The following is a 22,170-nucleotide window of genomic DNA, read 5'->3' on the forward strand; positions in this document are numbered from 1 at the left end:
CGACCCCGGCGAGCTGGAGGCCGCTCACGTGCGCACCGCGCGGGTGGAGCGCAGGATCCAGACGAACAGCGGCGAGCCGATCAGTGCCGTGACCACGCCGATCGGCAGTTCTGCCGGGGCGACGACGGTGCGGGCCACGGTGTCGGCGAGGACCAGGAAGGCCGCGCCGACCAGCAGGGAGAGCGGCAGCACGTGCCGGTAGGAGGAGCCGGCCAGGCGGCGGACGGCGTGCGGCACGATGATCCCGACGAAGCCGATCAGCCCGCTGACCGCCACGGCGCTCGCGGCGGCCAGCGCGCAGGCCGTCACCACCACCAGCCGGATCCGCCCGGGGTGCAGGCCGAGCGACCGGGCCTCCTCGTCGCCGACCGAGAGCACGTCCAGGTGGCGGCCGTGCAGCAGCACGGCGAGGGCGGAGACCGCGAGGTACGGCAGGATCTGCCAGGTCCGGTCCCAGGTGGCGGTGGAGAGCGAGCCGAGCAGCCAGGTGTAGACCTGCTGGATGGACTCGGTCGAGCGCTGCAGCACGTAGGTCTGCACAGCCGTCAGGAACATCGAGACGGCGAGCCCCGCGAGCAGCAGCGTCGCCGTGCCGGAGCCGCCCGCCGCTCCGGCCAGGTAGGAGACGGCGACCCCGGCGAGCGAGCCGACGAAGGCCGCGACCGGCACCGCCGCCGGGGAGGTGCCGCCGAGCGAGACGATCGCGACGGTCGCGCCCAGCCCGGCCCCGGCCGAGGAGCCGAGCAGCGAGGAGTCGACCAGCGGGTTGCGGAACACGCCCTGGTACCCGGCCCCGGCCAGCGCGAGCGCGCCGCCGACCAGCGCGCCGAGCACCACCCGGGGCAGCCGGATCTGGAACAGCACGGCCTGGTCCAGCTGGTCGAGCCCCGGGTCGAGGTGCACGAACGGCAGCCGGCCGAGCAGGGCGGCGGCCGTGGCGAGCGGGTCGAGGTCCGCCGCCCCGGCCATCGCGCCGACCAGCACCGCGACGGCCAGCGCGGCCACCGCGATGCCGTAGGCCCAGGCCGTGCGGCGCCGGCCGGTCAGCATGACCCGGCGGATGTCACTGGGCGGGAGCCTTCTGGACGGCCTGCGCGATCGCCGCGACCAGCTCGGGCAGGCGCGGCCCCCAGCGCGAGGCGATGTCCTCGTTCAGGGCGATGATCTGCTTGTTCTTCACGGCGGGCACGGTGGCCCAGCCCGGCCGGGCCGCGACCACCTGGGCAGTCTGGCCGCCGCTGGCCGCGCCGCTGTCGGTCAGGAAGACCAGCTGCGGCTGCGCCTGGACGATGTACTCCTGGGCGAGCTGCGGGTACCCGCCGTCGGCGGCCTTGGCGGCGGCGTCGGCGATGTTCTTCAGGCCGAACATCGAGGCGACCTGGCCGACGAAGGTGGTGGAGGTGGCCGAGTAGTACGGGTTGGCGCTGACCTCCCAGAAGTAGCTCAGGTTCGCGTGGCCCGAGCCGGCCTGCTTCACCGTGTCGGCGATCCTGGCCTTCATGTCGGTGACGGTCTTCCCGGCCTCGGCGGTGTGGCCGGTGGCCTGGCCGATCCGCTCGATCTGCTGGTAGGCGTCGTCGAGCTTGGCGGCGGCGGGCTCGATCATGACCGGCACACCGAGCTTGGTGAGGCCGGCGACCAGGCCGTTGGTGTCCTGGGAGGCGATCACCAGGTCCGGGTGGTGGGCGACGATCGCCTCGACGTTGGGGGTGAGGCCGCTCAGGGTGGTGGTCGGCACGCCGGACGGGTAGTTCGACATCGAGTCCACCGCGACGACCTGCTTGCCCGCGCCCACCGCGTACAGGTCCTCGGTCGCCGTCGGCGAGAGCGAGACGATGTGCTGCGGCTGCGCCTTGATGGTGACGGCGCCGTTGGCGGCGGTCACGGTGGCGGGGAAGGACGCGGCGGCGGAGGCCGAGGGGGAGGCGGTGCCACCCGAGCTCCCGGAGCTGCCGCAGCCGACGAGGACGGCCGTGGCCGTGAGGAGCGTGGTCGCGGCCGAGAGGGCGCGGGCGAGCGGGCTGCGCGGCCGGCGCGGGTGGGGCTGGGGCGTCATGCGCCGCTTCCTCCTGTACGGGCGGAAAGCGGCCGATCCCCCGGACGGCATGCCGACTTGGACGGACCGCCCCTTCCCACGAGGGTCGATGTCGTGGCGCGGCAGGAGGCGACCTGGCTCGGCCCCTGGCGGGACCTCACAGTTGCGGGACAGCGCCGGAGTGGCCCCGGACCTTGCGGGCTTCACCGGCTTCGCTGCCTGACACGCGGTCGGACACCTGCACGATCGTGCAGATGTCCGGCAGCGTGACACTAACACGGCGCCCGTCGGACCGCCGGGCACTCGCCGCCTACGGGGTGCGGGTGACGCCCCGGACGGCTGGGAGGGCGAGCATGGCGAGCAGGCAGAGCACGCCGAGGGCGGTGCCGGCGAGCAGGACGTGCGAGGCGCCGAAGGCGTTCGAGACCGGGCCGGAGAGGGCGCGGCCCAGCGGGATGACCAGGATCGACCCGGCCACGTCGTAGGCCGAGACCCGGCCGAGGACCTTCAGCGGGATCTGGGACTGCACGGTGGTCGACCACATGACGCCCCAGAAGGCGTAGGCGCAGCCGGCCACCGCGCCGGTGGCCAGGGTGACCGGGAGCGACCAACCGAGCGCCGGGGCCAGCGGGTTGAGCGAGAAGACCAGCATCGCGCAGGCCCCCGCGACGAGCGGTCGGCGCGGGCGCAGGCGCAGGCCGAGCAGCCCGCCGACGATCGTCCCGGCGCCGTCGGCGGAGGCGATCCAGCCGTAGCCGCTGCTGCCGTGCTGCTGGGTGAGCAGGGTCGCGCACAGGGGGATGGCCGGGCCGAAGACGAACAGGCCGTAGGCCGACCAGGCGGCGATGACGCCCCAGAGCCAGGCCCGGGAGCGGAACTCCTGCCAGCCGGTGGCCAGTCGGTGCCACATCGGGTCGTCGCTGTCGTCCCGGACGGTGGCGAGCCGCCGCAGCGGGAGCAGGCCGAGGGCGCTGACCGCGAAGGCGGCCGCGATCACCAGGAAGGAGCCGGCCACCTGCCAGGTCGCCACCAGCAGCCCGGCCAAGCCGGGGCCGAGCAGGGTGCTGACCGCTTCGGAGATCCGCAGCAGGGCGTTGGCCTGCTGGATGTCCTCGGTGATCTGCGGCACGATCCCGGCCAGGCCGGGCTGGAACATCGCGGTCGCGGCCCCGCTGAGCGCCATCAGCGCCATGATCTCCCACAGCCGCACGTGGGTGAAGGCCAGCAGCGCGGCCAGGGTCAGCATGGCCGCCATCCGCACCACGTCGGCGCCGACCATCATCACCTGGGGGGAGAAGCGGTCCGCGAGGATGCCGCCGAACAGCACGAGGAGCACGACCGGCGCCATCCAGGCGGCCAGTGCGTAGCCCACGCCGGAGGCGCCGAAGCCGGTGCCGAGCACGGCGGTGGTCAGGGAGACCATGAGCATGCCGTCGGCCAGCAGCGAGGCGCTGCGGGCGGTGAAGAACAGCCGGAAGAGGGGGGAGCGCCACGGGCTGGGCAGCGTGGCGGGGGCCGCGGGGGCGGCCGTCTCGTCAATCGTCATGGGATGGTGGCCGTTCCCGGCCGCTTCCTTCCAGGAGAGTCTGCTGTCGGTGCCACGCCTCGCCGGCCGCCGGTGGGTGCCGGACGATGACGTACCGGTGGGGTGCGAGCAGCCCCGGGTGGCCGGGGAGGGCGGCCATCAGGGCGGTGTGGGCCTCGGCGGGGGTGAGCGGTGCGGCGCCGGCGGCGATGTGGGCGGTGAGCTCGCCGTCGGCGGCGCCGACGTGCACGGGCAGCCCGCCGAGCGCCTTGGCCAGGGCCTCGGCCACGGCGGGCGGGGAGACCCAGCACTGGTCCACCGGCTGCCAACTCCCGTCCCGTACGGGCGGTTCGACCCCGGTGACCGCGGTGAGGACGTCCAGCGGGACGTCCCCTTCGGCGGCCGCCTCGAGCAGCCGGACCAGGCCGGCGAGGAAGCCTTCGGCCTCCGCCCGGGTGAACAGCGCCGGGTCGGCCCACATGCTCAGGTGCAGCAGCGGGTCGGTCTGGTAGGCGAAGGCCAGCAGCCTGGTCGGCAGGACCTGCGCCGGGCCCCAGCTCAGCTCGGCCGTCTGCTCGCCCGCCGCCCGGTCGGCCGCCGATGCCAGGGTGGCGGGGAGCTGGCTGACGTCGTTGAAGACCACGTCCCGGGCGAAGTCGCTGCCGCGCTCGAAGGTGACCCGGCCGATCATCTCCCAGAGCCGGACGGAGTCGAACTGGCTGTGCCGGTAGGCGTTCAGGGCCGCGCCCCAGGCCCGGCGGAGCAGCTCGTCGAAGGTGGGTACCCGCAGGTCGAGCTGGAGCAGCGCGTCCTGGGACAGGGCGCCGACCGCGCGGGCCAGCTTGGGGTGGAAGCGGTTGGAGGTCGGTACGGCCGCCACGCAGGAGCTCTGCCCGGCGCGGTGCGCGACCAGGGTGCACCAGGCGCCGAGCAGTACGGTGGAGGGCAGGCTGCCGGTCCGCTCGGCGGTGCGGGCCAGTGCTCGGGCGCCGCGCCCGGAGCGCAGGGTGAGCTGCGGCAGGTGCCAGTCGGTCAGCTCGGCGCGCGGCTCGGCGAACATCGCCTGCGGCCCGGTACGGATGATCCGCTCCCAGTGCCGCAGTGAGGCCGCCGACTTGCGCTGCCCGGCCGAGGTGGCCTCCTCGGCGGCGAGGTCGAGCGGGGTGAGCCCGGTGGGCGCCGGGAGTTCGTCCCCGGCGAGCAGCGCCAGCCACTCCTCGCGCAGCACGGCCAGCGCGCCGCCGTCGGTCACGGCGTGGCTGGCGGCCAGCGCGGCGAAGGCCGGCTCGCCCGCGAGGCAGAGCACCGACACCCGCAGCGGGTAGTCGCGGCCCAGCTCGAACCGCCCGGCGCGGGCCTCGCGGGCCACCGACTCGGCGTACCGCCAGGGCTCTTCGGGGAATGACTCGTGGTCCAGCACAGTGACGGTGAACTCGCCCTCGGCGGAGACGAGTTGCTCGCCCTGGGCGGGGAAGGTGGTGCGCAGCGCCTCGTGGCGCAGGGTGAGGGTGCGCAGCGCGTCGAGCACGGCGGCCAGGGTGGTGACCGGCGGCACCGGCCAGACGTCGTGGATGTTGATCTGCACGGGGTCGTCGCGCAGGATGCAGCGGATCATGTTGGCCTGGCCCATGGTGACCGGGCCCCGGCGCTCGCTGCCGCCCGTGTAGCGGATGGTGGTGATCACGAGGCCGCCGCCGCCCGGGAGTTGCCGCGCAGGGCGGCGGTGAGCGGGCCCCAGGCCTCGGTCAGCAGGGCGAAGTCCAGCTGGTCCGACCGGACTTGGTCGAGGATGCCGGAGCGCCCGGCCTCGAGCGCACGGGCGACCTCGGCGTAGCGCCCGCCGAGCCGGCGGTAGGCCGCGGCCAGCTGGTCGAGCCGGTCGGACTGCGCGGCGGGGGCCAGGCCGGTGCTCTCCCGGGTGTACCCGGCCACCGCCTCGGCGCGGACCGCCCCCTCCCCGTCGAGGAGCTCGGGGCCGGCCTCGGCGAGGCGCGCGTACACCGCCTGCCAGTAGGGCACCGCGAGCAGGTAGCGGGCCAGCCGCAGCTGGTAGGCGAGGAAGCCGGCGTCGCTGCGGCGCTCGCCGGTGTGGAAGTTGACGATGTGCCGGTTGTGCACGACGCCGGGCAGCCCGGCGTGCCGGGCGAGGTGGAGCAGGAAGTAGTCGCTGCCGATGGTGTCGGTGGCGGGCGGCAGCGGCACCCGGCCGTACAGCCGCCGGTCGAAGGCGATGTTGCACAGGTCGACCTGGGTGGGGCTGACGGCGGTGAGCATGGTCCGCTCGGCGGTGTACGGGGTGGTGCCCGCGCCGGTGAAGGCCTGCTCGATCAGGTGGTCCCGCCACAGCGGCGGGCAGTCGGGCGGCAGGGTCAGGCCGACCAGCTCGCGGTGGACGGCCGGGTCGAGCTCCTTGATCTCGGCGACGTCCACCGAGAGTTCGCCGATGAAGGAGCCGCCGACCAGGGCCACCGGCCGCTCGGACGCGGCGGGGTCGAGCTTGCTGCGGGTGACCAGCGGCGCGACCTCGGCGGCCGGGCGGCCGAGCGCCGTCAGCTCGGCGTGGATCGGGTAGACCGGTGCGCCGTCCAGGAGTTGGTAGCGGCTGTCGGAGTCGCGGCGGTGCACCGAGGTGCAGCCCAGGTGCTCGGCGAGCAGGAAGGCCCGGTCGGTGCAGGCGCCGTAGGAGATCCGGGCGGGCAGCAGCAGGTCGAGGATCCGCGGCCCGGCGGCAGCCCGCAGGACGGCGCGCTGCCCGTCCTCGTCCAGGTGGTGGACCACCACGCCGGGGGCGGGCGGCAGGGCGGCGACCGCGCGGCGGTGCTCGGCGAGCGCGGCCGGGGCGGCGGAGTCCAGGATCAGCAGGTGGACCTCGACGCCGAACCCGGCGGCGCCGTAGGCGGCTTCGGCCGCCAGCTCGGCGATGGCCGGGGCGCAGGCGCGGTTGGTGGGCAGGGTCAGGCAGACTCGGCGCACGCGGGCGCTCCGCTCTGCTGGAACGAAGGGGCGTCGTGCCAGGAGCCGAGCCCGAGCAGGCGGCTGCCGAGGGTGTCGAGGACGGCCGTCGGGTAGCGCTTGGACTCGTGCAGCACCGGGTCGCCGACCAGGGTGCGGTTCCAGCGCGGGGTGCGCAGGTGCCGCCAGGAGTCGACCCGGGACTTGCGCAGCCGCTCGTGCTCCTCCAGGGCGGGCATCATCGACAGGTACTGCACGGCCCGGACGCCGTCCTTCGAGGCGTTGCGGGCCACGCCGTGGGCCAGCAGGCCGTTCCAGATCAGCAGGTCGCCGGGGTGCAGCTCGGGGCGGACGACGGGGTACTCGGCCTGGTCCAGCGCGGGGCGCAGCGGGTCGCGGCCGGCCGGCTGGGCGGGCTTCCACTCCTCGAAGCGGCGGAACAGCTCGGGGCAGCACTGGAACCCGCCGGTCTCCGGTGTGGTCTCGTTGAGCGCGATGATGCCCTGCACCCGCTGCGGAGGCACGCCGAGGGTGGTGTCGATGTCCCAGTGCAGCTCGATGTCGAAGCCGCGCTCCTTGGGTTCGATCAGCGCCCGGTCGCGGCTGCCGACGTTGGGCGGGTTGAGGTTGAGCCGGTCGAGGGTGACCCAGAGCTCCTCGCAGTCCCAGACGTCCACGAAGGCGTCGTAGACCCGCTGGGCCTGGCGGTTGTCCCAGAGCAGCTGGTGGTGGTAGGCCTCCACGAAGCCGTAGATGTGCAGTTGCTGGTCCAGTTCGGAGCGCAGCGGGCGCTGCTCGTACCAGCTCTCCGGCCGGCCCGGGTCGAGGCCCTGGAACTCCCAGGTGAAGTCGAGCAGTTCGCGGGCTTTGGCGGCCGGGACCGCCTCGCGCACGATGACGTAGCCGTAGGTCTGCCAGTGCGCGAAGTCCGCCTCGGAGAGCACCCGCAGCGGCCGGGCTTTGGTCAGCTCCCGCAGGGTGGTCGGGGCCAGGTAGGACTCGCCGTCGGCGCTGAAGTACGGGCGGTCGGAGGCCGCCCGGTGCAGGTAGGGGCGGCGTGGGGCAGGGGATTGCATCATGTGCGGGGCTCTCTCCAGGGGGGAGTCAGGTGCGGTGGGCGGCCCGCCAAGCGTCAGGATTGGTCCAGACCAGTGCGGGTGTCAAGTATCGGCCGGGCAGCCGGGGCTGCCCTCGCGGCGGGCGGAACTGCCCGTCCGGCCTTACCGATTGGTATAGGCCATTTGGTCTAGACAATGTTTGAGAGGCTGACCTAGGGTCCGAAGGGCCAAGCGGTACGCCCAGTTCGTCCTCGGAGGGGATCAGTCTCGATGCGCACATCCGCCGCCACGGCGCTGCCACAGCTCGCTCTGCGGAGCCCCGGTGCCGGTCTGGTCCCGCTCGACCCGGCGCACACCGCCCTGCTGCGCGGCCTGGACACGCTGCTCACCGGACTGGCCGAGCAGCTCGCCGCCCCCGAGGTGACCGGCCCGCCGCTGCTGCCGGCCGAGGGGCTGGCGCGGCTGGACTACTTCCGCAACTTCCCCCATCTCGGCGTCAGTGCCGGGCAGTTCACCCCGGAGGGCTTCGACGCCCTGGCGGCCGGTGCGGCCCCTGGCGAGCAGGCCTTGCGGCCCACCGGCTACCTGCTGCCCTCGGCCACCTGCTACGGCCTGCTGCTCTCGCTGGCCGGCCAGGACGTCGGCGAGCAGGGCCTTCGGGTCTCGGCCGCCGGGCGCTGCTTCCGCAACGAGACCCACTACGACGGGCTGCGGCGGCTCTGGGGCTTCACCATGCGCGAGGTGCTCTACCTCGGCAGCAAGGACGGCGCGGTCCAGCACCTGGAGCAGGGCGCGGAGTTCGTCCTGGCACTGGCCGGGCGGCTGGGGCTGGAGCTGACCCGGGCCACGGCCGACGACCCGTTCTACGACAAGGGCGGCTCACGGGCCAGGCTGATGAAGCTCGATCCGGTCAAGCACGAGTTCAGCGCCCCCGACGGCACGGCGATCGCCTCCGTCAACCGGCACCGCAACTTCTTCGGCGAGCGCCTGGACATCCGCGCGGGCGGGCAAGGGCCGGCCTACAGCGCCTGCGTCGCCTTCGGCGTCGAGCGCTGGGTGCACGCGATGATCCTCGCCCACGGCACGGCCGAGCAGGCGCTCGAGCGCCTCAACGCGGCCTGAACACACGTCACTTCCTCTGGAGCAAGAGTCATGGAACCCATCACTGCCTGGCTGCGCGAGAAGAACCCCGGCCTGGACGGCCCGATCCGCGGCGACGAGGACCTGATCGAGGCGCGGCTGATCGACTCGATGGACTTCCTGGAGTTCATCGACCTGCTCGAGGGCCTCTCCGGCGCGGAGATCGACCTGCAGGAGGTCACCATCGACGACTTCCGCACGCTCGACCGGGTGCAGGAGAAGTTCCTCAGCGCGTGAGCACCCTGGCGGTGGTGGCCACCACGGCGGAGGTACTGGCCCGGCCGGAGCTCGGCGAACACCTGCTCGCCCGCTGGGAGCTGGACCGGCTGGCGCTGGTGCGACGGCCGGACCGGCGTGCGGACGTGCTGGCGGCCCGGCTGCTGGTGCGGCTGTGCGCGGCGCGGCTCACCGGGCAGCCGGTGGCGGAGGTGGCGCTGGCCCAGCTCTGCGAGGGGTGCGGCCGATCCGGGCACGGCCGCCCGTACCTGCCCGGCCGGCCCGGGGTGGGCATCAGTCTGAGCCACGCCGACGGAGTGGTCGCGGCCGCCGCCGGGCCCGGCCCGGTGGGCGTGGACGTCGAACCCGCCGGGCGCCGTCCCCCGCCGCCCGCCGTGCTGCGCCGCGTCCTGCCCGCGGCCGGGGCGGCCTCGGGCGCGGAGTGGCTGCGGCGGTGGGTGCGTGCCGAGGCGGAGTACAAGGCGGGCCCGGGGGAGTGGCGGCCGGAGGAGTGGACGGACGCGCCCCGGGCGGCCGTCGCGGCGGTTGCGAGCCGGGGCCCGGTGTCGGTCGTGGAGCTCGGCTCCCTCGGCTCCCTCGACTCCCCCGGCTCGCTCGGCATTTGAGCCCCGGCCCGCCGTGGCCGGTCAGACCTCGGCCACCATGAGCAGGGCCACCAGGGTGCCGTCGGCCGAGCGCCCGGCCAGGCAGGTGGCGCTCTCGGAGGAGACCGGGAAGGCGAGGACGTTGAGGCCGGTGGCCGGCTCGACCAGGAAGTCGGCCCAGGCGCGGCCCCGGCCGTCCGGGCCGGGGACGGCCAGCTCGGCCGTCACGTGGTCCTCGAAGCCCTCGGGGAGGACGTCCATCGCGGCGCTGTCCCACAGGAACGCGAGATCGGGGCCGAGCGGCTGCCAGTCCTCGATGGCGTCCTCGAACTCGGCCTCGGCGATCACCTCGGGCGCGGCCAGGGGGACGAACACCAGGCTGACGTCGGTGACCTCCTCGCCGGTCTCGCGATCCTGGCGGCGGAGGAAGCCGACGTGCACCGGGTGGGAGCCGGGCGGCACGTCGCCACAGGGGGAGAACTCCGGGGGGTTCGGGCAGCTGAACACCACCTCGGAGGTGACCCGCAGGTCACCAGCGCGCTGGTACTCCGTGGGCCGCGCCCAGTCGTACTCGATGTGCTCGTCCGCGAGCTCGCGGAGCAGGGTCTCGATCATCATGCCGCGGATCCTGGCACGGCGTACCGACAGCCGGTGACGGCGGGTCAGGGCCGGCGGCCCTGACCCGCCTGGTCAGAGCGGCAGGCACGCGCACCCCGAGCCGGCTGTGCCAGAGCTCCACCCGGCCGTCGTGCTCGACCGGGGCGGTGGCGTGCGTCCAGCCCCCTCGTCGCTGGGGGGAGAGCAGCAGGCGCTGCGGCAGCTCGATCGCGGTCTCGGTGGGCTCGGGCGGCCGGAGCCCGGAGCCGGCCGGCGAGGGCGCCGCCTCCTCGGTCAGCGCGGCGGGCACCAGGACCGGCTCGAAGCCGACCGCCCCGAGCAGCGTCGACAGGTCGTACGGCAGCTCGCCGAGCTCCGGCGGCAGCCGGAACACCAGCCGGCTGGGCCCGGCCGGCACGGTCGCCGCCGGGCCGCCCGGCCAGGTGTTGTCCCAGCACCGTTCGCGCAGCGACTGCGGCGGGTACTCCAGGACCAGCAGCGCTCCAGCACCGGCGCCGAGGCCGGGTCGGTGCGCAGCCGCAGGCCGTAGCAGGTGAGCGTGAGCGCGAGGAAGTCCTCCCGGCGCCGGACGGTGACCTGGTTTCCGCCGCATCGGCTGCCTCACGCTGACCGACAAGGCGTGACCGCTGTTCACCCGTTCGGGGGTAGCGGTGTCAAGGTGGCGTCAGGGGCGGGGCGATCGGCGTAGGCGGGGTGTCAAGGCGGGGCCGGTCAGGGGCGCGGCGGGGTGGACTGGAGCGGAGCGCGGGCCCGGTGGGGAGCCCGTACCGCGACCGGAAGGACGGCGCACGCCATGACCGACTACCTGGTGATCTCCGGCGACCCCGAGGAACGCGGGGCGCGGCCCGCCGTGGAGGCGGCGGCGCTGCGCCGGCTGCTGCGCGGCACGGTCTTCGAGCCGGCGGCGGAGCCGGAGCGGGAGCCCCAGCCGGAGCGGCCGGGCGGCCACTGCCGGTACGCGGCGTACTACGAGGACTGACCGGCGCGGCAGCCCAGCCAGGAGGACAGAGATGACCGACCTCGGAGAACATCCCGCCCGCTACGTGCCGGTGCGGACCGTCGGTGGCGCACAGGTGCTGCGGCTCTTCCGGGAGCGGGACGGGGCCAGGTGCGCGGTGGAGTTCAGCTCGGTGGCGGCGCTGCGGGCGCTGCTGGGGCCCGATCAGGAGGTGGCCGAGCTGACCGAGCGGGCGCTGCGGGAGCTCACCGTGCCGCTGGGGGTCGAACACATCGTGCTGGACCCGAAGTTGGTGGCCGCCGCGACCAAGGGCCGAAGGCCGGCGATGGCCGCGGCCGAGTAGGGGGTTACTGCGCGGGGGCCTTGACTCTCCAGCAGCGCGAGACGGCAGAGTACCGGCGTGGACAGGACGAATCTGCTGCCGATAGGCCAGTTCTCACAGGCCAGCGGCCTGCCGGTGACCGCGCTGCGGCACTACGACACCGCCGGGGTGCTCACCCCGGCCGTGGTCGACCCCGGCACCGGCTACCGCTACTACCGGCGGGACCAGTTGCGCACCGCCCAGCTCGTCCGGGCGCTGCGCCAGCTGGACATCCCGATCGAGCGGGTGCGGGAGCTGCTGGCCGTGCGGGCGGCCGGCCAGGACATCGCGACGGGCCTGCGGGCGCACCTGGCCGCCGCCGAGCGGCGGCTGGCGGTGCAGCGGAGCGTCCTCCACCAGGTACTGACCGCCGAGGGCCGAGGAGCCGGCATGACCACCCATCGCATCAGCGTGTCCCACCGCGGGCCGGTCCGGGCGCTGGCCTGCCGGGCCACCGTCGACCAGTCCGGCTTCAGCGAGTTCGTCACCCGGGGCTACCAGGAGCTGTACACCGCCGCCGGGCGGGCGCCGCTGACCCTCGCCGGGCCCGCGCTCACCCGGCTGCACGGCCCGGTCTCCGACGAGCAGGCCTCACCGGTGGAGGTCTGCCTGCCGTTCCTGGCCACCGCCGCGCAGCCCCGGGACCTGCCGGCGGGCATCGAGGTCCTCGAGATCCCGGCCGGGCTGTACGCCAGCACGGAGGTCGCGGGGGCCGAGACCACCTACCCCGAGATCCTCCCCGCCTACGACGCCCTGGCGGCCTGGATCGCCGAGCACTCCTTCACCTTCGCCGGGCCGGTGCAGGAGATCTACCGCCGCTGGTGCGGCGAGGCGGCCCACCCGGACAACCGCTTCGAACTGGCCTGGCCGATCTCCGAGGGTGCTCCCGCAGCGGAGTGATCGCCGGTACGATGACCACCCTCGCCGGGCCTGCCGTGCGGGCCACGGCGAGCGGAGGCTGAAGTGCCGCAGAGGTCAAGGTTGTTGCGGGCCCTGGGTTTTGGCGCGCGGGAGCGGCCCGTGCAGCCGAGGTCGCGGCCGCTGCGGAGTCTGGGCTTCCTGACGGAGGGTCAGCCTACCGAGGCCGCGCTGCGGCTGGTCGAGCTGGGGGAGCGGCTCGGCCTCGACACCGCCTGGGTCGGCGGCGGGGACCTCACCGTGCTGACCGAGGCCGCCCGGCGGACCGGCCGGATCACGCTCGGGGTGGCCGGCCTGCCGTCGGGGAGCCACGACGAGCTGGCCGCGCTCGACCGGCGCTGCGGGGCCCGGTTCCACCTCGGGGTCGCGGTGTCCGAGGCGGCGGTGGCGGGCCTGGACCGGCGGGTCTGGTGCGTGGCCGACGGGCCGCGCTCGGCCGGCCGGGCGGGCGAGCGCGGGCTCAACCTGCTGGCCGAAGCGGGCGACGGCCGGCTCGAGCAGATCCGGGCCTTCCGGGAACGGCACCCGGACGGCGCCTGGGCCCGGGTCTGCCAGCGGCTCGCCCTGCTCCCCACCGACTCGGCCACCGCCGCCCAGCGGGCCAGGTACGCCGCACTGTCCGGCCTGGCCGGGCCCGCGGCCGAACTGGCCGAGCGGCTACGGGCGGACGCGGCCTTCCGGGAGGTGGAGGAGATGGCCGTGGTGCTGCCGGACGGCCTGCCGGCCGAGGACCACGCCCAGCTGCTGGCAGACCTGGCCGGACGGCTCGGCCCGGCGCTCGGCTGGACGCCGGCGGTGTGACAAGGCGCCGCAGGTGTACGGTCTCGGCCTGGCGGGGGGAGAGCAGTAGCGGCAAGACCTCGCTGGGGCGGCTGCTGGCCCGGCCGGCCCGTACGGCCTCGGGCGGGTGCCTCCGGGCGGGTGCTGCGGCTGGTCCGGCGCGAGCTGCGGCTGGTCTTCCAGGGCCCGATCTCCTTGCTCAACTCCCGCTGTAGGGTGGGCGATTCAGGTGAGCGATTCGGGTGAGCGGGAGGTGCTGCGCGAGGCCGGTTCGCTGCTGGAGCGGGTCGGCCTGCCGACCGCCGCCCTGGTGCCGGCCTCGGCGGTCGCCGCCGAGCAGCGGCTATGCCGGGGTGAGCTCCTTCTCGAAGGGCAGCAGGCCGATGGTCAGCGGATCGGCCTCGATGTCGAACAGGGGGGTGTAACCGGCCGCCAAGTACAGTGACTTGGCCTCGGGCTGGCGCGGCCCGGTGGTCAGGTAGACCCGGTCGTAGCCGGCCTCGGCGGCGGCCCGCTCCAGCTCGGCGACGGTGCGGCGGGCCAGACCGCGGCGGCGGTGCGCGGAGTGGGTCCACACCCGCTTCAGCTCCGCCGTCCGCTCGTCGTAGCGGCGGAACGCGCCGCCCGCGACGGCCGCGCCGTCCTCGACCAGGAGCAGCAGCAGCCCGTCGGGCGGCGTGAGTTCATCACTCAGATCGCGCTGCATCTCCCGGCGGCCGCCCTCGCCGTACCGGTTGCCGTAGTCCTCCGTCAGCTCGCGCAGCAGCGGCTCGACCAGCGGGTCGTCGAAGTGGACGGGGCGTACGTCGAGAGGCATGGAGCTGGGCCTTTCCGAGTCGTTCCCGGGTCGCTCCCGGGTCGCTTCCGGGTCGTTCCCGGGTCAGTGGACGAGCGCGGTGGCGGGGCTGTTCAGGGCCTGGGTGAAGCCGCCGAGGGCCTCGAGCAGGCGCAGCTCGGCGGCGGGCTCGAACTCGGCGCCGCCGTCGGGCGTGCGGAGGATGTCCTGGTCGAGCAGGAAGCAGCCGGCGACCACGTGGCGGGCGCCGAGCGCCGAGAGCACCGGGCGCAGCGCGTAGTCGATCGCCAGCACGTGGGCCAGCGAGCCGCCGGTCGCCACCGGCAGCACGGCCTTCCCGGCCAGCCCGCCCTGCGGCAGCAGGTCGAGGAAGGCCTTGAGCAGCCCGGTGTAGGAGGCCTGGTAGACGGGAGTCGCGACGATGATCCCGTCCGCGGCGGCCACCTCGGCGGTGGCGGCGGCGATCTCGGGGCTGTCGAACCTCGCCCCGAGCAGGTCGGCGGCGGGCAGCTCGCGTATCGGGAGCTGCCGGGCGGTCGCACCGCTGTCGGCCAGCAGCCGCACCAGGTGGGCGGCGACCAGGCCGGTACGGGAGTTCGCGGAGGGGCTGCCGGAAAGGGCCAGGACGGAGGTCATGGAACGGCTCCTGGGGAGGAAGGAGAGCGGGCGCTGGGGGCGTGGGCCACTCACCCGAGCTCGAAGGGCTCAGGGAAGGCGACTACCGACCGGCGCGACAGCGCGCACTCGCGTGCCGTCCCAGATCGACGTGCAGGCGAGCCACCAGAATCCGAGCTCCACTCACCCCAGGAGCATGCAGCAAGCCACCCCGCCGGGTCAACGCGCCGCAGGTCACGGTGCGGGTGCCGTGGGTGCGGCGGTTGCCGGAGGCGTCGGGCGCCTCGTGCTCGTCGGCCACGGGCCGGGCCTGGTGGGAGCAGACCGCCAGGATGCCCGGAAAACCCCGTGGTCCGGGGCGGGTGGCGTTGGCAGGATGCTGGTTGATGACTGACCACACCGATCCCCTGACCCGAGCTCTCGACTCTCTCGCCGGCCTCGCTGCCGGTGACGCCTTCGGCGCCCAGTACTTCGTCCCCGAGAGCCGCGCGGTGTTCGCGGCCCAGGGACTGCCGCCCGGCCCCTGGCCGTGGACGGACGACACCGAGATGGCCTGCTCGGTGGTGGCCGTGCTCCGCGAGCACGGTGCGGCGGACCAGGATGCGTTGGCCCACTCCTTCGCCCACCGGCACGACTTCGACCGGGGATACGGCCCGGCCATGAACCGGATGCTGCGCCTGACCCGCGAGGGCGGCGACTGGCGCGAGCTGGCCGCCGGGCTGTTCGAGGGCCAGGGCTCGTACGGGAACGGCGCGGCGATGCGGGTCGCGCCGCTCGGGGCCTGGTTCGCAGGGGACGTGGCGGCCGCCGCCCGGGAGGCCGCCCGGTCGGCCGAGGTGACGCACACGCACCCCGAAGCGGTGGCCGGTGCCGTCGCGGTGGCGGTCGCGGCAGCCGTGGCGGCGGGCAGCCGGGGGCAGGAGCCGGACGTGGCGCAGTGGCTCGGCGCGGCGCTGGAGCTGACCCCGGCCGGGCGGGTGCGCGGCGGCGTGGCCGAGGCCTTGGAGCTGACGTCGCAGCGGGACCCGGAGTACGCCGGGCACCGGCTCGGCAACGGGCGGCGGACCAGTGCGGTGGACACCGTGCCGTTCACGCTGTGGTGCGCGGCAACGCACCCGGACGACCTCGAGGGCGCGCTGCGGGCCTGCGCCGCGGCGGGCGGGGACGTGGATACCACCTGCGCGATCGTCGGCGGGATCCTGGCCGCCCGGCTCGGCGCCGGGGCGGTCCCGGGGCGGTGGAAGCAGCTGGTCGAAGCCCTGCCGGAGTGGGTCGGCAGGTAGCGGGATTTATTGTCAGCGATCTTCGCAACTGCCGCGTACCGTGATGAACCTCCCCAAGAGGGAAGGAGGTTGATCTCTGATGGGGTTTTTCAAGGACACACCGCCGCAGGTGCATCCGGACTTCACCCAGCTGCGGTTCATGTCGGCCGGTCAGCCGTCGTGGTGGAAGCAGCACCGGCACCAGGTGCTGGCCGTGGCCGGTCTGCTGGGGGGCTTCTGGCTGGCGTCGCACCACGGTGCGACGCCCGCGCAGAGCACCCCGGCGCCGGTGGCGTCGAGCACCGCCGGAGCGCGGTAGCAGGTCAGGACAGGAGCTGGTGGAACTCCTCGGCCAGGGCGAGGTATTCGGGGCCGGTCCGGGCCGAGAGGTGCAGGTCGAGCAGGGGCTCGGCGCCGAGGGCGGTGGCGGCCGCGAGCAGGTAGTCGGCGAGCTGGCGGGGGGTGCCGCGGTGCGGCACCTGCTCGGCGGGCACGGGCGCCGCCGTCACCACCGGGTTGATCCGCAGGATCAGCCGCAGGGCGGCGGTGTCCCGGCCGGCCTCGGCGGCGTAGCGGCGGACGGCGCCCCACAGGTCGGTGAGGGCCGGCAACGGAAGTCCGGCGCCGAGCCAGCCGTCCGCCCGGCGTCCGACCCGGGCCAGCGCGCCGGGGCTGAACCCGCCGAGCAGCACCGGCGGCCCCGGCCGCTGCACCGGCTTCAGCCCGACCACCGCGCCTGGAACCGACCAGAGCGCGCCCTCGAACTCCACCTCGGGCCCGTCCGCCCACAGGTGCGCGAGCAGGTCGAGGGTCTCGTCGAGGCGCGCGCCCTGCCCGCGCCACGGCACGCCGAGCGCCTGGTACTCGTCCTTCGACCAGCCGAGGCCCAGCCCCACGTCTAGGCGCCCGCCGCTCACGTGGTCCAGGCTGGTCAGCGTGCGGGCCAGCAGCGCGGGCGGCTGCCAGAGCGCGTTGAGGGTCGAAGTGCCCAGGCGCGCCCGGCTCGTCGCGGTGGCCGCGACGGTGAGCACGGTCAGCGGGTCGAGGAAGGTCCGGTGCTCGGGCGGCGGGGTGCCGTCCCGGCCGGGGTAGCGGCTCTGCGGATCGGTGGCGACCAGCAGGCGGTCACCGACCCAGAGACTGTGGTAGCCGAGCTGTTCGGCGGTGGCGGCGACCCGGGCGGAGAGCGCCGGGTCGGCGAGCGGTCCGTACTGCGGGAGAGCGAGTCCGAGGTGCATGCCGAACAGCCTGCTGCAGGGTGATCAACAACCGATGAACGCCCACCGGACGGCGGCGAGGAGTGTGAGCCCCGTCTCGGTCAGGGGGAGGACTCGCAGGTGGGAGGGGGTGCGAGTGGCGCAGGTCAGGGCCCTGCGTGCAAGATCAGGGGAGCCGCTGGCTAGCATGTCGGGTAAACCCTCAGCTCGAAAGATGGACTTGTGACTGTCAACGACGACGTGTTCACGGACTGGATGAACCGCGAGGAGATCGCGGAGGCGATGATTCCGATCATCGGCCGGCTGAACCGGGAGAAGGACGTCACCGTCCTGCTGCACAGCCGCTCCCTGGTGAACAAGTCGGTGGTGAGCATCCTCAAGACCCACCGCTTCGCCCGCCAGATCGCCGGTGAGGAGCTCTCGGTCACCGAGACCTTCCCCTTCCTCCAGGCCCTGACCGAGCTCGACCTCGGCCCCTCCCAGATCGACCTCGGCATGCTCGCCGCGACCTACCGGGCCGACAGCCGCGGCCTGTCGGTCGCCGAGTTCACCGCCGAGGCGCTGACCGGCGCGACCGGCGAGAACAAGGTCGAGCGTGCGAAGTCCCGCGACGTGGTCCTCTACGGCTTCGGCCGGATCGGCCGCCTGGTCGCCCGCCTGCTGATCGAGAAGTCCGGCTCGGGCAACGGCCTGCGCCTGAAGGCCATCGTGGTCCGCAACAGCGGCGGCGACGACCTGGTCAAGCGCGCCTCGCTGCTGCGCCGCGACTCGATCCACGGCCAGTTCCAGGGCACCATCACGGTGGACGAGGCGAACAGCACCATCGTCGCCAACGGCAACGCGATCAAGGTCATCTACTCCGACGACCCGACCAAGGTCGACTACACGGAGTACGGCATCGAGGATGCCATCCTGATCGACAACACCGGCCGCTGGCGTGACCGCGAGGGCCTGTCCAAGCACCTGCGCCCCGGCATCGCCAAGGTCGTGCTGACCGCCCCGGGCAAGGGCGACGTGCCGAACATCGTGCACGGCGTGAACCACGACTCGGTGAAGCCGGACGAGCAGATCATCTCCTGCGCCTCCTGCACCACCAACGCGATCGTCCCGCCGCTGAAGGCGATGGAGGACAAGTACGGCGTGCTCCGCGGCCACGTGGAGACGGTGCACTCGTTCACCAACGACCAGAACCTGCTGGACAACTACCACAAGGCCGACCGCCGTGGCCGTTCGGCCCCGCTGAACATGGTCATCACCGAGACCGGTGCCGCCTCGGCCGTCGCCAAGGCCCTGCCGGACCTCAAGGCGAAGATCACCGGCAGCTCGATCCGCGTCCCCGTGCCGGACGTCTCGATCGCCATCCTCAACCTGCAGCTGAAGCAGGAGACCTCTCGCGAGGAGGTGCTCGACTACCTCCGCGAGGTGTCGCTGACCTCGCCGCTGAAGCGCCAGATCGACTTCATCGACTCGCCCGACGCCGTCTCCAGCGACTTCATCGGCTCGCGCCACGCCTCCATCGTGGACGCCGGCGCGACCAAGGTCGAGGGTGACAACGCGATCCTCTACCTGTGGTACGACAACGAGTTCGGCTACTCGTGCCAGGTGATCCGGGTCGTGCAGCACGTCTCCGGCGTGGAGTACCCGACCTACCCGCTCCCGGTGGTCTGACCAGCCGGCAGTTGATTTTCCGCGAGGCGGTGCCCGGGCGCGTGCGAAGCCCGGTCACCGCCTCGCGGCGTTCCCGGAGCTGGGCCGGCGGGGTGAACCCCGGTGGACGTTCGGGCGCGTCGGCACTCGCGGGCGGGCTCCCGGCCGCTGGACTACTGCTCGGCCGCCGCGGTACCCGGCCGGGGGCCCTTGGGAAGTCTGGGAGTGCCCGTGAAGACCGTCCGCCGCCGTCGGCTGCTGCTCGGCGCCGTTGCCCTGTCGGCCGTGCTGGCGGGTGGTGCCGGGCTGCGCGCCTGGTGGGCGCCGCCGCCGAGCCGGCCGGTCACCCAGGAAGAGGCGGCCCGGCTGGCGCTGTCGCGGCTGACCACCTTCGAGGCGAGCCCGGTGGCCGTCGAGCTCGCGGTGCCCGGGGCCGGGGCGGTCACCCGGGTGCACGGGGTGGTGGACTTCCGGCAGCGCCGTGCGGTCGGCCGGTACGAGAGCGGTGAGGGCGGCGGGCTGGTCGCCTGGGACGCGGCCGGTCTGGGCGTGGCACCGGACGAAGGGCGCGCCCCCTCGGCCGACAGCCTCACCGTCACCACCGGCCGGATGCCGCCCCCGGCCTGGTCCCCGCGCGCCTACACCACCGACCCCTTCGACCTGGCGCTGCGGGTCACCATGGCGCTCGCCGCCGACCGGCCGGACAACGCCCAGCTGCTCGCCCAGTCGGGGGCCCGCTGGCTGCGGGAGGAGACGGTGGACGGCCGGCCGTACAGCGTGTTCGCCGGCCCGCTGCCGCGCGGCAGCGAGCCGGGCAGCGCCCACCTGACGTACTGGGTGGACGGGGACGGCCTGCTGCGCCGGGTCCGGGTGGAGGTGCCGGGGCTGGCGCAGCCGCTCACCCTCGACCTGACGGCGCGGCAGGTGGCCGAGCAGGTGCCCGGCACACCGTGGGCTCAGAGCCCGGCCGGGCCGTCCGGACCGGCGGGCAGGGGGTAGGCGGCCTGGTCCACCGGGCCCGGGAGGCCGACCGCCGGGGCGGCCGGAGCGGTGGCCGGGTCGGGCAGGCCCGGGCGCGGCGGGGCGGCGGGCAGCTCGCGGAAGGAGACGCCGGGGGGCACGGCGACGGCGGGCCCGGCGGTGGGGACGGTCAGACAGCTCTCCGGCGCGGCCGGGTCGACGAAGCAGTTGCCGGTGCCCGCCGGGGCGGCCAGCGCGGTGTCGGCGCCGTTGGCCGCGAAGGCGTTGCCCAGCAGCCGGTTGTCCTTCGCCGGGTGCCCCTGCACGTCGGTGACCAGGATGCCGACCGCCGGGTGGCCCGAGATCAGGTTGCGGGTCACCAGGTTGCCCGTGCCGCCGCCGATGCCCAGGCCGATGCCGAAGCCGCCGTCGGCCTGCTCGGGGGTGGCCGGCTCGGCGTTGTCGGCGATCACGTTGCCCGCGAGCACGGCGCCGTGCTGCGGGGTGAGCGCCTCCACGTCGTTGGAGTTGACCGTCACGCCGACCCGGTTGTGTCGGGCCCGGTTGCCCAGCAGGTACAGGCGCTCCGAGGCGTTGGTGACCTCGATGCCCACCGCGTTGTGCTCGGCCTCGTTGGCCCGCACCACGGTGTCGCAGGGGCGGCACTGCCCGACGTAGATGCCCGAGTCCGCCTGGCCCGAGGTGTAGCTGTGCTCGATCACCCCCGCCCGGGCGTCGAACGCGTAGATGCCGTACAGCGCGTTGTCGTACGCGGTGACGTAGGAGGCCCGGAAGCCTTCCAGCGGCGGGAACTTCACCGTGTCCAGCGGGTCGTACCCGGCCCCGCCGCCCGCACCGCGCCCCTGCAGCCGCTCCTCGGTGACCCCGGTGAACAGCACCCCGTTGGCCAGCTGGCGACGGACCGTCAGGTTCTCCACCACCGACTGGGCGCCGGTCACGGTGATGCCGTTCGCCCGGCGGAACTCGCCGTCGATCACCACCCCCTGACGGTCCGTGCCGCGCAGCACCACGCGCGGGGTACGGACCGTCACGCTCTCCCGGTACACACCCGGATGGACCAGCACCAGGTCACCCGGACGGGCGGAGTCCACGGCCCGCTGGATTGACCCGTACGAGCCCGGGACCTGCAGCACCGCGCCGGCGCCGGTCGGGGCCCGGTCGGCGGAGCTGCCCCCGCCGCCGCAGGCAGCCACCGGGCTGGTGAGCACGCTGACCAGCAGCAACACCCCGAGTGGATGGGCCCGGCGGAGCAGCCGGGCCAGGGGGCCGGGGGCGCCCCGGCGGGGAGGACGGACGACTCGCATAGCCCCCTGTGTACCGGCTTCAATCACCTCCGTGCAGCCACCCACCTCGACCCCCCGCCGCGCCCTCCTCGGCGCCGCCGCAGCCCTGGCCGCCGCGGCGGCGTTCCGGCGGCCCGCCAGGCCCGCACCCGCCGCAGCGGATGCCGCCGGGCCCTCGGCGGACGCCGCCGGGGTCTCGGCGGGGACGCACCCGTACGCGGGGGCCGGGGCGGCGCTGCGGCACCCGGGGCTGGTGCTGCCGCAGCTGCCGCACCTGCTTCTCCTCGCCTACGACACGCCCGGGGCGGCGGCGGAGCTGCGGGAGGTGTGCGAGCGGTGGAGCGCCGTGCTCGACCGGGAGCGGACCGCCCTGACGGCCACCCTCGGGATCGGCCCGGCGGCGGCCGGGCGGCTGGGGCTCGTCACCCCGGTGCCCTTCGCCGACCTGCCGCCGCTGCCCGGTGACCGGCTCGACCCGGCGCTCGGCGGCGGAGACGTGCTGCTGCAGCTGACCGGCGCCTGCGCGCAGCGGCTCGACGCGCTGGCAGCGGCGCTGGAGGTGCCCGGCCTGGTGCCGCGCTGGCGGCGGCACGGGTACGTCCCGGCCGGGCCGGCCGGGCAGACGCCGCGCAACCTGTTCGGCTTCAAGGACGGCTCCGCCAACCCCGGGCCCGCCGAGGGCCAGTGGATCTGGCTGCCCTCCGGGCCCTGCGCGGGCGGCAGCTTCCTGGTGCACCGGCGGATCGCGATGGACACCACCGCCTTCGCCGCCCTGCCGCCGGAGCGGCAGGAGGCCGTGGTCGGCCGCCGCCGCACCGACGGCAGCCCGCTCGGCGGCACCCGCGAGCACGAGGACCCCGACCTCTACGCCAAGACACCCGAGGGCCGCTACCTCATCCCCGCCACCGCCCACATCCGGCTCACCAACTCCCGGCTGGACGGCGGCGCCCGGATGCTGCGCCGCGGCTACACCTACACCGACGGCCCCGGCGAGCAGGGGCTGCTGTTCTGTGCCTACCTGCGCGACCCGGCCCTGTTCGTCCGGGTCCAGGAACGCCTCGCCCAGCGCGACGCCCTCACCCCCTTCGTGGAGCACCGGGCCTCGGGCGTCTACTACCTCCCGCCGCCGGGCCCGCCGGGCACCGCGCTGGGCGCGAGCCTGTTCGGCCCGGCGCGGTACCTGTGAGGGCCGCGGATTCGGCG

The 22,170-nt window shown here is 74.6% G+C and carries 24 protein-coding genes; 12 read left to right on the forward strand and 12 right to left on the reverse strand.

Features of this window, described 5'->3' with window-relative positions; all coding sequences use genetic code 11:
• Positions 1 to 24: 24 nt before the first annotated feature.
• The 6 genes from ABT095_RS18500 to ABT095_RS18525 all read right to left on the reverse strand — a co-directional run bounded on the left by ABT095_RS18500 (position 25) and on the right by ABT095_RS18525 (position 7,588).
• Positions 25 to 1,050 (reverse strand): FecCD family ABC transporter permease, encoded by a 1,026-nt coding sequence (locus tag ABT095_RS18500; RefSeq protein ID WP_350530492.1) that lies wholly within the window; start codon positions 1,048 to 1,050, stop codon positions 25 to 27.
• Positions 1,051 to 1,063: 13 nt separating this feature from the next.
• Complete coding sequence (locus tag ABT095_RS18505; RefSeq protein ID WP_350530493.1) at positions 1,064 to 2,056, reverse strand: ABC transporter substrate-binding protein; 993 nt, start codon at positions 2,054 to 2,056, stop codon at positions 1,064 to 1,066.
• Between the two features lie 289 nt (positions 2,057 to 2,345).
• Positions 2,346 to 3,581, reverse strand: coding sequence for an MFS transporter (locus tag ABT095_RS18510; protein WP_350530494.1), 1,236 nt, complete (start codon positions 3,579 to 3,581; stop codon positions 2,346 to 2,348).
• Complete coding sequence (locus tag ABT095_RS18515; RefSeq protein WP_350530550.1) at positions 3,571 to 5,190, reverse strand: condensation domain-containing protein; 1,620 nt, start codon at positions 5,188 to 5,190, stop codon at positions 3,571 to 3,573. Before ABT095_RS18515 ends, ABT095_RS18510 begins: the two co-directional genes overlap by 11 nt.
• Before the next feature lie 50 nt (positions 5,191 to 5,240).
• The gene (locus ABT095_RS18520) at positions 5,241 to 6,533 is read right to left on the reverse strand and encodes a DUF6271 family protein (protein ID WP_350530495.1); all 1,293 of its coding nucleotides are present in this window, start codon (positions 6,531 to 6,533) and stop codon (positions 5,241 to 5,243) included.
• Complete coding sequence (locus tag ABT095_RS18525; RefSeq protein WP_350530551.1) at positions 6,515 to 7,588, reverse strand: phytanoyl-CoA dioxygenase family protein; 1,074 nt, start codon at positions 7,586 to 7,588, stop codon at positions 6,515 to 6,517. The genes ABT095_RS18520 and ABT095_RS18525 overlap by 19 nt, the downstream gene beginning before the upstream one ends.
• A 252-nt stretch (positions 7,589 to 7,840) precedes the next feature.
• Between ABT095_RS18525 and ABT095_RS18530 the strand changes: the two genes are divergently transcribed.
• From ABT095_RS18530 to ABT095_RS18540, 3 genes are read left to right on the forward strand one after another with little or no spacing between them, the layout of a single operon-like run.
• Positions 7,841 to 8,692: a class-II aminoacyl-tRNA synthetase family protein gene (locus tag ABT095_RS18530; RefSeq protein ID WP_350530496.1), complete on the forward strand. Its 852-nt coding sequence runs from the start codon at positions 7,841 to 7,843 to the stop codon at positions 8,690 to 8,692.
• Between the two features lie 30 nt (positions 8,693 to 8,722).
• Positions 8,723 to 8,947 (forward strand): acyl carrier protein, encoded by a 225-nt coding sequence (locus ABT095_RS18535; RefSeq protein ID WP_350530497.1) that lies wholly within the window; start codon positions 8,723 to 8,725, stop codon positions 8,945 to 8,947.
• Positions 8,944 to 9,552 carry a 4'-phosphopantetheinyl transferase family protein gene (locus ABT095_RS18540; protein WP_350530498.1) on the forward strand — a complete coding sequence of 203 codons (609 nt, stop codon included), beginning with the start codon at positions 8,944 to 8,946 and terminating at the stop codon, positions 9,550 to 9,552. The genes ABT095_RS18535 and ABT095_RS18540 overlap by 4 nt, the downstream gene beginning before the upstream one ends.
• A 21-nt stretch (positions 9,553 to 9,573) precedes the next feature.
• On the opposite strand, the gene ABT095_RS18545 is transcribed toward ABT095_RS18540, so the two are convergent.
• Both ABT095_RS18545 and ABT095_RS18550 read right to left on the reverse strand, forming a co-directional pair.
• On the reverse strand, positions 9,574 to 10,149 hold the full coding sequence (locus tag ABT095_RS18545; protein WP_350530499.1) for a hypothetical protein: 576 nt from the start codon (positions 10,147 to 10,149) through the stop codon (positions 9,574 to 9,576).
• On the reverse strand, positions 10,061 to 10,546 hold the full coding sequence (locus ABT095_RS18550; RefSeq protein ID WP_350530500.1) for a hypothetical protein: 486 nt from the start codon (positions 10,544 to 10,546) through the stop codon (positions 10,061 to 10,063). Before ABT095_RS18550 ends, ABT095_RS18545 begins: the two co-directional genes overlap by 89 nt.
• 396 nt (positions 10,547 to 10,942) lie before the next feature.
• Between ABT095_RS18550 and ABT095_RS18555 the strand changes: the two genes are divergently transcribed.
• From ABT095_RS18555 to ABT095_RS18570, 4 genes are all read left to right on the forward strand, one after another.
• The gene (locus tag ABT095_RS18555) at positions 10,943 to 11,128 is read left to right on the forward strand and encodes a hypothetical protein (protein WP_350530501.1); all 186 of its coding nucleotides are present in this window, start codon (positions 10,943 to 10,945) and stop codon (positions 11,126 to 11,128) included.
• 31 nt (positions 11,129 to 11,159) lie between these two features.
• Positions 11,160 to 11,450: an SAV_915 family protein gene (locus tag ABT095_RS18560; protein ID WP_350530502.1), complete on the forward strand. Its 291-nt coding sequence runs from the start codon at positions 11,160 to 11,162 to the stop codon at positions 11,448 to 11,450.
• Between the two features lie 57 nt (positions 11,451 to 11,507).
• Positions 11,508 to 12,368: a MerR family transcriptional regulator gene (locus ABT095_RS18565; protein ID WP_350530503.1), complete on the forward strand. Its 861-nt coding sequence runs from the start codon at positions 11,508 to 11,510 to the stop codon at positions 12,366 to 12,368.
• A 120-nt stretch (positions 12,369 to 12,488) separates the two neighbouring features.
• The gene (locus tag ABT095_RS18570; RefSeq protein WP_350530504.1) at positions 12,489 to 13,187 is read left to right on the forward strand and encodes a hypothetical protein; all 699 of its coding nucleotides are present in this window, start codon (positions 12,489 to 12,491) and stop codon (positions 13,185 to 13,187) included.
• A 322-nt stretch (positions 13,188 to 13,509) separates the two neighbouring features.
• Here ABT095_RS18570 and ABT095_RS18575 read toward each other — a convergent pair whose 3' ends face one another.
• Both ABT095_RS18575 and ssuE read right to left on the reverse strand, forming a co-directional pair.
• Positions 13,510 to 13,983 carry a GNAT family N-acetyltransferase gene (locus tag ABT095_RS18575; protein WP_350530505.1) on the reverse strand — a complete coding sequence of 158 codons (474 nt, stop codon included), beginning with the start codon at positions 13,981 to 13,983 and terminating at the stop codon, positions 13,510 to 13,512.
• A 63-nt stretch (positions 13,984 to 14,046) separates the two neighbouring features.
• Positions 14,047 to 14,598, reverse strand: coding sequence for an NADPH-dependent FMN reductase (gene ssuE, locus ABT095_RS18580; protein WP_350530506.1), 552 nt, complete (start codon positions 14,596 to 14,598; stop codon positions 14,047 to 14,049).
• A gap of 365 nt (positions 14,599 to 14,963) precedes the next feature.
• Between ssuE and ABT095_RS18585 the strand changes: the two genes are divergently transcribed.
• The gene (locus tag ABT095_RS18585) at positions 14,964 to 15,860 is read left to right on the forward strand and encodes an ADP-ribosylglycohydrolase family protein (protein WP_350530507.1); all 897 of its coding nucleotides are present in this window, start codon (positions 14,964 to 14,966) and stop codon (positions 15,858 to 15,860) included.
• Between the two features lie 79 nt (positions 15,861 to 15,939).
• A complete protein-coding gene (locus tag ABT095_RS18590; protein WP_350530508.1) occupies positions 15,940 to 16,158 on the forward strand; it encodes a hypothetical protein in 219 nt (72 codons plus the stop codon).
• Between the two features lie 4 nt (positions 16,159 to 16,162).
• On the opposite strand, the gene ABT095_RS18595 is transcribed toward ABT095_RS18590, so the two are convergent.
• The gene (locus ABT095_RS18595) at positions 16,163 to 17,077 is read right to left on the reverse strand and encodes a TIGR03619 family F420-dependent LLM class oxidoreductase (RefSeq protein ID WP_350530509.1); all 915 of its coding nucleotides are present in this window, start codon (positions 17,075 to 17,077) and stop codon (positions 16,163 to 16,165) included.
• 201 nt (positions 17,078 to 17,278) lie between these two features.
• On the opposite strand from ABT095_RS18595, the gene ABT095_RS18600 reads away from it, so the two are divergent.
• Positions 17,279 to 18,724, forward strand: coding sequence for a glyceraldehyde-3-phosphate dehydrogenase (locus ABT095_RS18600; RefSeq protein WP_350530510.1), 1,446 nt, complete (start codon positions 17,279 to 17,281; stop codon positions 18,722 to 18,724).
• Positions 18,725 to 18,934: 210 nt separating this feature from the next.
• Positions 18,935 to 19,702 carry a hypothetical protein gene (locus tag ABT095_RS18605; RefSeq protein ID WP_350530511.1) on the forward strand — a complete coding sequence of 256 codons (768 nt, stop codon included), beginning with the start codon at positions 18,935 to 18,937 and terminating at the stop codon, positions 19,700 to 19,702.
• On the opposite strand, the gene ABT095_RS18610 is transcribed toward ABT095_RS18605, so the two are convergent.
• Positions 19,660 to 20,988 carry a right-handed parallel beta-helix repeat-containing protein gene (locus ABT095_RS18610; RefSeq protein ID WP_350530512.1) on the reverse strand — a complete coding sequence of 443 codons (1,329 nt, stop codon included), beginning with the start codon at positions 20,986 to 20,988 and terminating at the stop codon, positions 19,660 to 19,662. The two genes, ABT095_RS18605 and ABT095_RS18610, sit on opposite strands and share 43 nt — an antisense overlap.
• Before the next feature lie 31 nt (positions 20,989 to 21,019).
• Between ABT095_RS18610 and ABT095_RS18615 the strand changes: the two genes are divergently transcribed.
• Positions 21,020 to 22,153, forward strand: a complete 1,134-nt coding sequence (locus ABT095_RS18615) for a Dyp-type peroxidase (RefSeq protein WP_350530513.1) — start codon at positions 21,020 to 21,022, stop codon at positions 22,151 to 22,153.
• Positions 22,154 to 22,170: the final 17 nt, after the last annotated feature.

The organism is Kitasatospora sp. NPDC002227, assembly GCF_040296285.1.
In the GTDB taxonomy this organism is placed as follows: Bacteria; Actinomycetota; Actinomycetes; order Streptomycetales; family Streptomycetaceae; genus Kitasatospora.

What these genes read in the sequence shown, in the direction of transcription:
- ABT095_RS18500 (WP_350530492.1), bottom strand. Translation starts at nt 1,050, where the DNA reads ATGCTGACCGGCCGGCGCCGCACGGCCTGGGCCTACGGCATCGCGGTG.
- ABT095_RS18505 (WP_350530493.1), bottom strand. Translation starts at nt 2,056, where the DNA reads ATGACGCCCCAGCCCCACCCGCGCCGGCCGCGCAGCCCGCTCGCCCGC.
- ABT095_RS18510 (WP_350530494.1), bottom strand. Translation starts at nt 3,581, where the DNA reads ATGACGATTGACGAGACGGCCGCCCCCGCGGCCCCCGCCACGCTGCCC.
- ABT095_RS18515 (WP_350530550.1), bottom strand. Translation starts at nt 5,190, where the DNA reads ATGGGCCAGGCCAACATGATCCGCTGCATCCTGCGCGACGACCCCGTG.
- ABT095_RS18525 (WP_350530551.1), bottom strand. Translation starts at nt 7,588, where the DNA reads ATGCAATCCCCTGCCCCACGCCGCCCCTACCTGCACCGGGCGGCCTCC.
- ABT095_RS18530 (WP_350530496.1), top strand. Translation starts at nt 7,841, where the DNA reads ATGCGCACATCCGCCGCCACGGCGCTGCCACAGCTCGCTCTGCGGAGC.
- ABT095_RS18535 (WP_350530497.1), top strand. Translation starts at nt 8,723, where the DNA reads ATGGAACCCATCACTGCCTGGCTGCGCGAGAAGAACCCCGGCCTGGAC.
- ABT095_RS18545 (WP_350530499.1), bottom strand. Translation starts at nt 10,149, where the DNA reads ATGATGATCGAGACCCTGCTCCGCGAGCTCGCGGACGAGCACATCGAG.
- ABT095_RS18555 (WP_350530501.1), top strand. Translation starts at nt 10,943, where the DNA reads ATGACCGACTACCTGGTGATCTCCGGCGACCCCGAGGAACGCGGGGCG.
- ABT095_RS18560 (WP_350530502.1), top strand. Translation starts at nt 11,160, where the DNA reads ATGACCGACCTCGGAGAACATCCCGCCCGCTACGTGCCGGTGCGGACC.
- ABT095_RS18575 (WP_350530505.1), bottom strand. Translation starts at nt 13,983, where the DNA reads ATGCCTCTCGACGTACGCCCCGTCCACTTCGACGACCCGCTGGTCGAG.
- ssuE (WP_350530506.1), bottom strand. Translation starts at nt 14,598, where the DNA reads ATGACCTCCGTCCTGGCCCTTTCCGGCAGCCCCTCCGCGAACTCCCGT.
- ABT095_RS18585 (WP_350530507.1), top strand. Translation starts at nt 14,964, where the DNA reads ATGACTGACCACACCGATCCCCTGACCCGAGCTCTCGACTCTCTCGCC.
- ABT095_RS18590 (WP_350530508.1), top strand. Translation starts at nt 15,940, where the DNA reads ATGGGGTTTTTCAAGGACACACCGCCGCAGGTGCATCCGGACTTCACC.
- ABT095_RS18595 (WP_350530509.1), bottom strand. Translation starts at nt 17,077, where the DNA reads ATGCACCTCGGACTCGCTCTCCCGCAGTACGGACCGCTCGCCGACCCG.
- ABT095_RS18610 (WP_350530512.1), bottom strand. Translation starts at nt 20,988, where the DNA reads ATGCGAGTCGTCCGTCCTCCCCGCCGGGGCGCCCCCGGCCCCCTGGCC.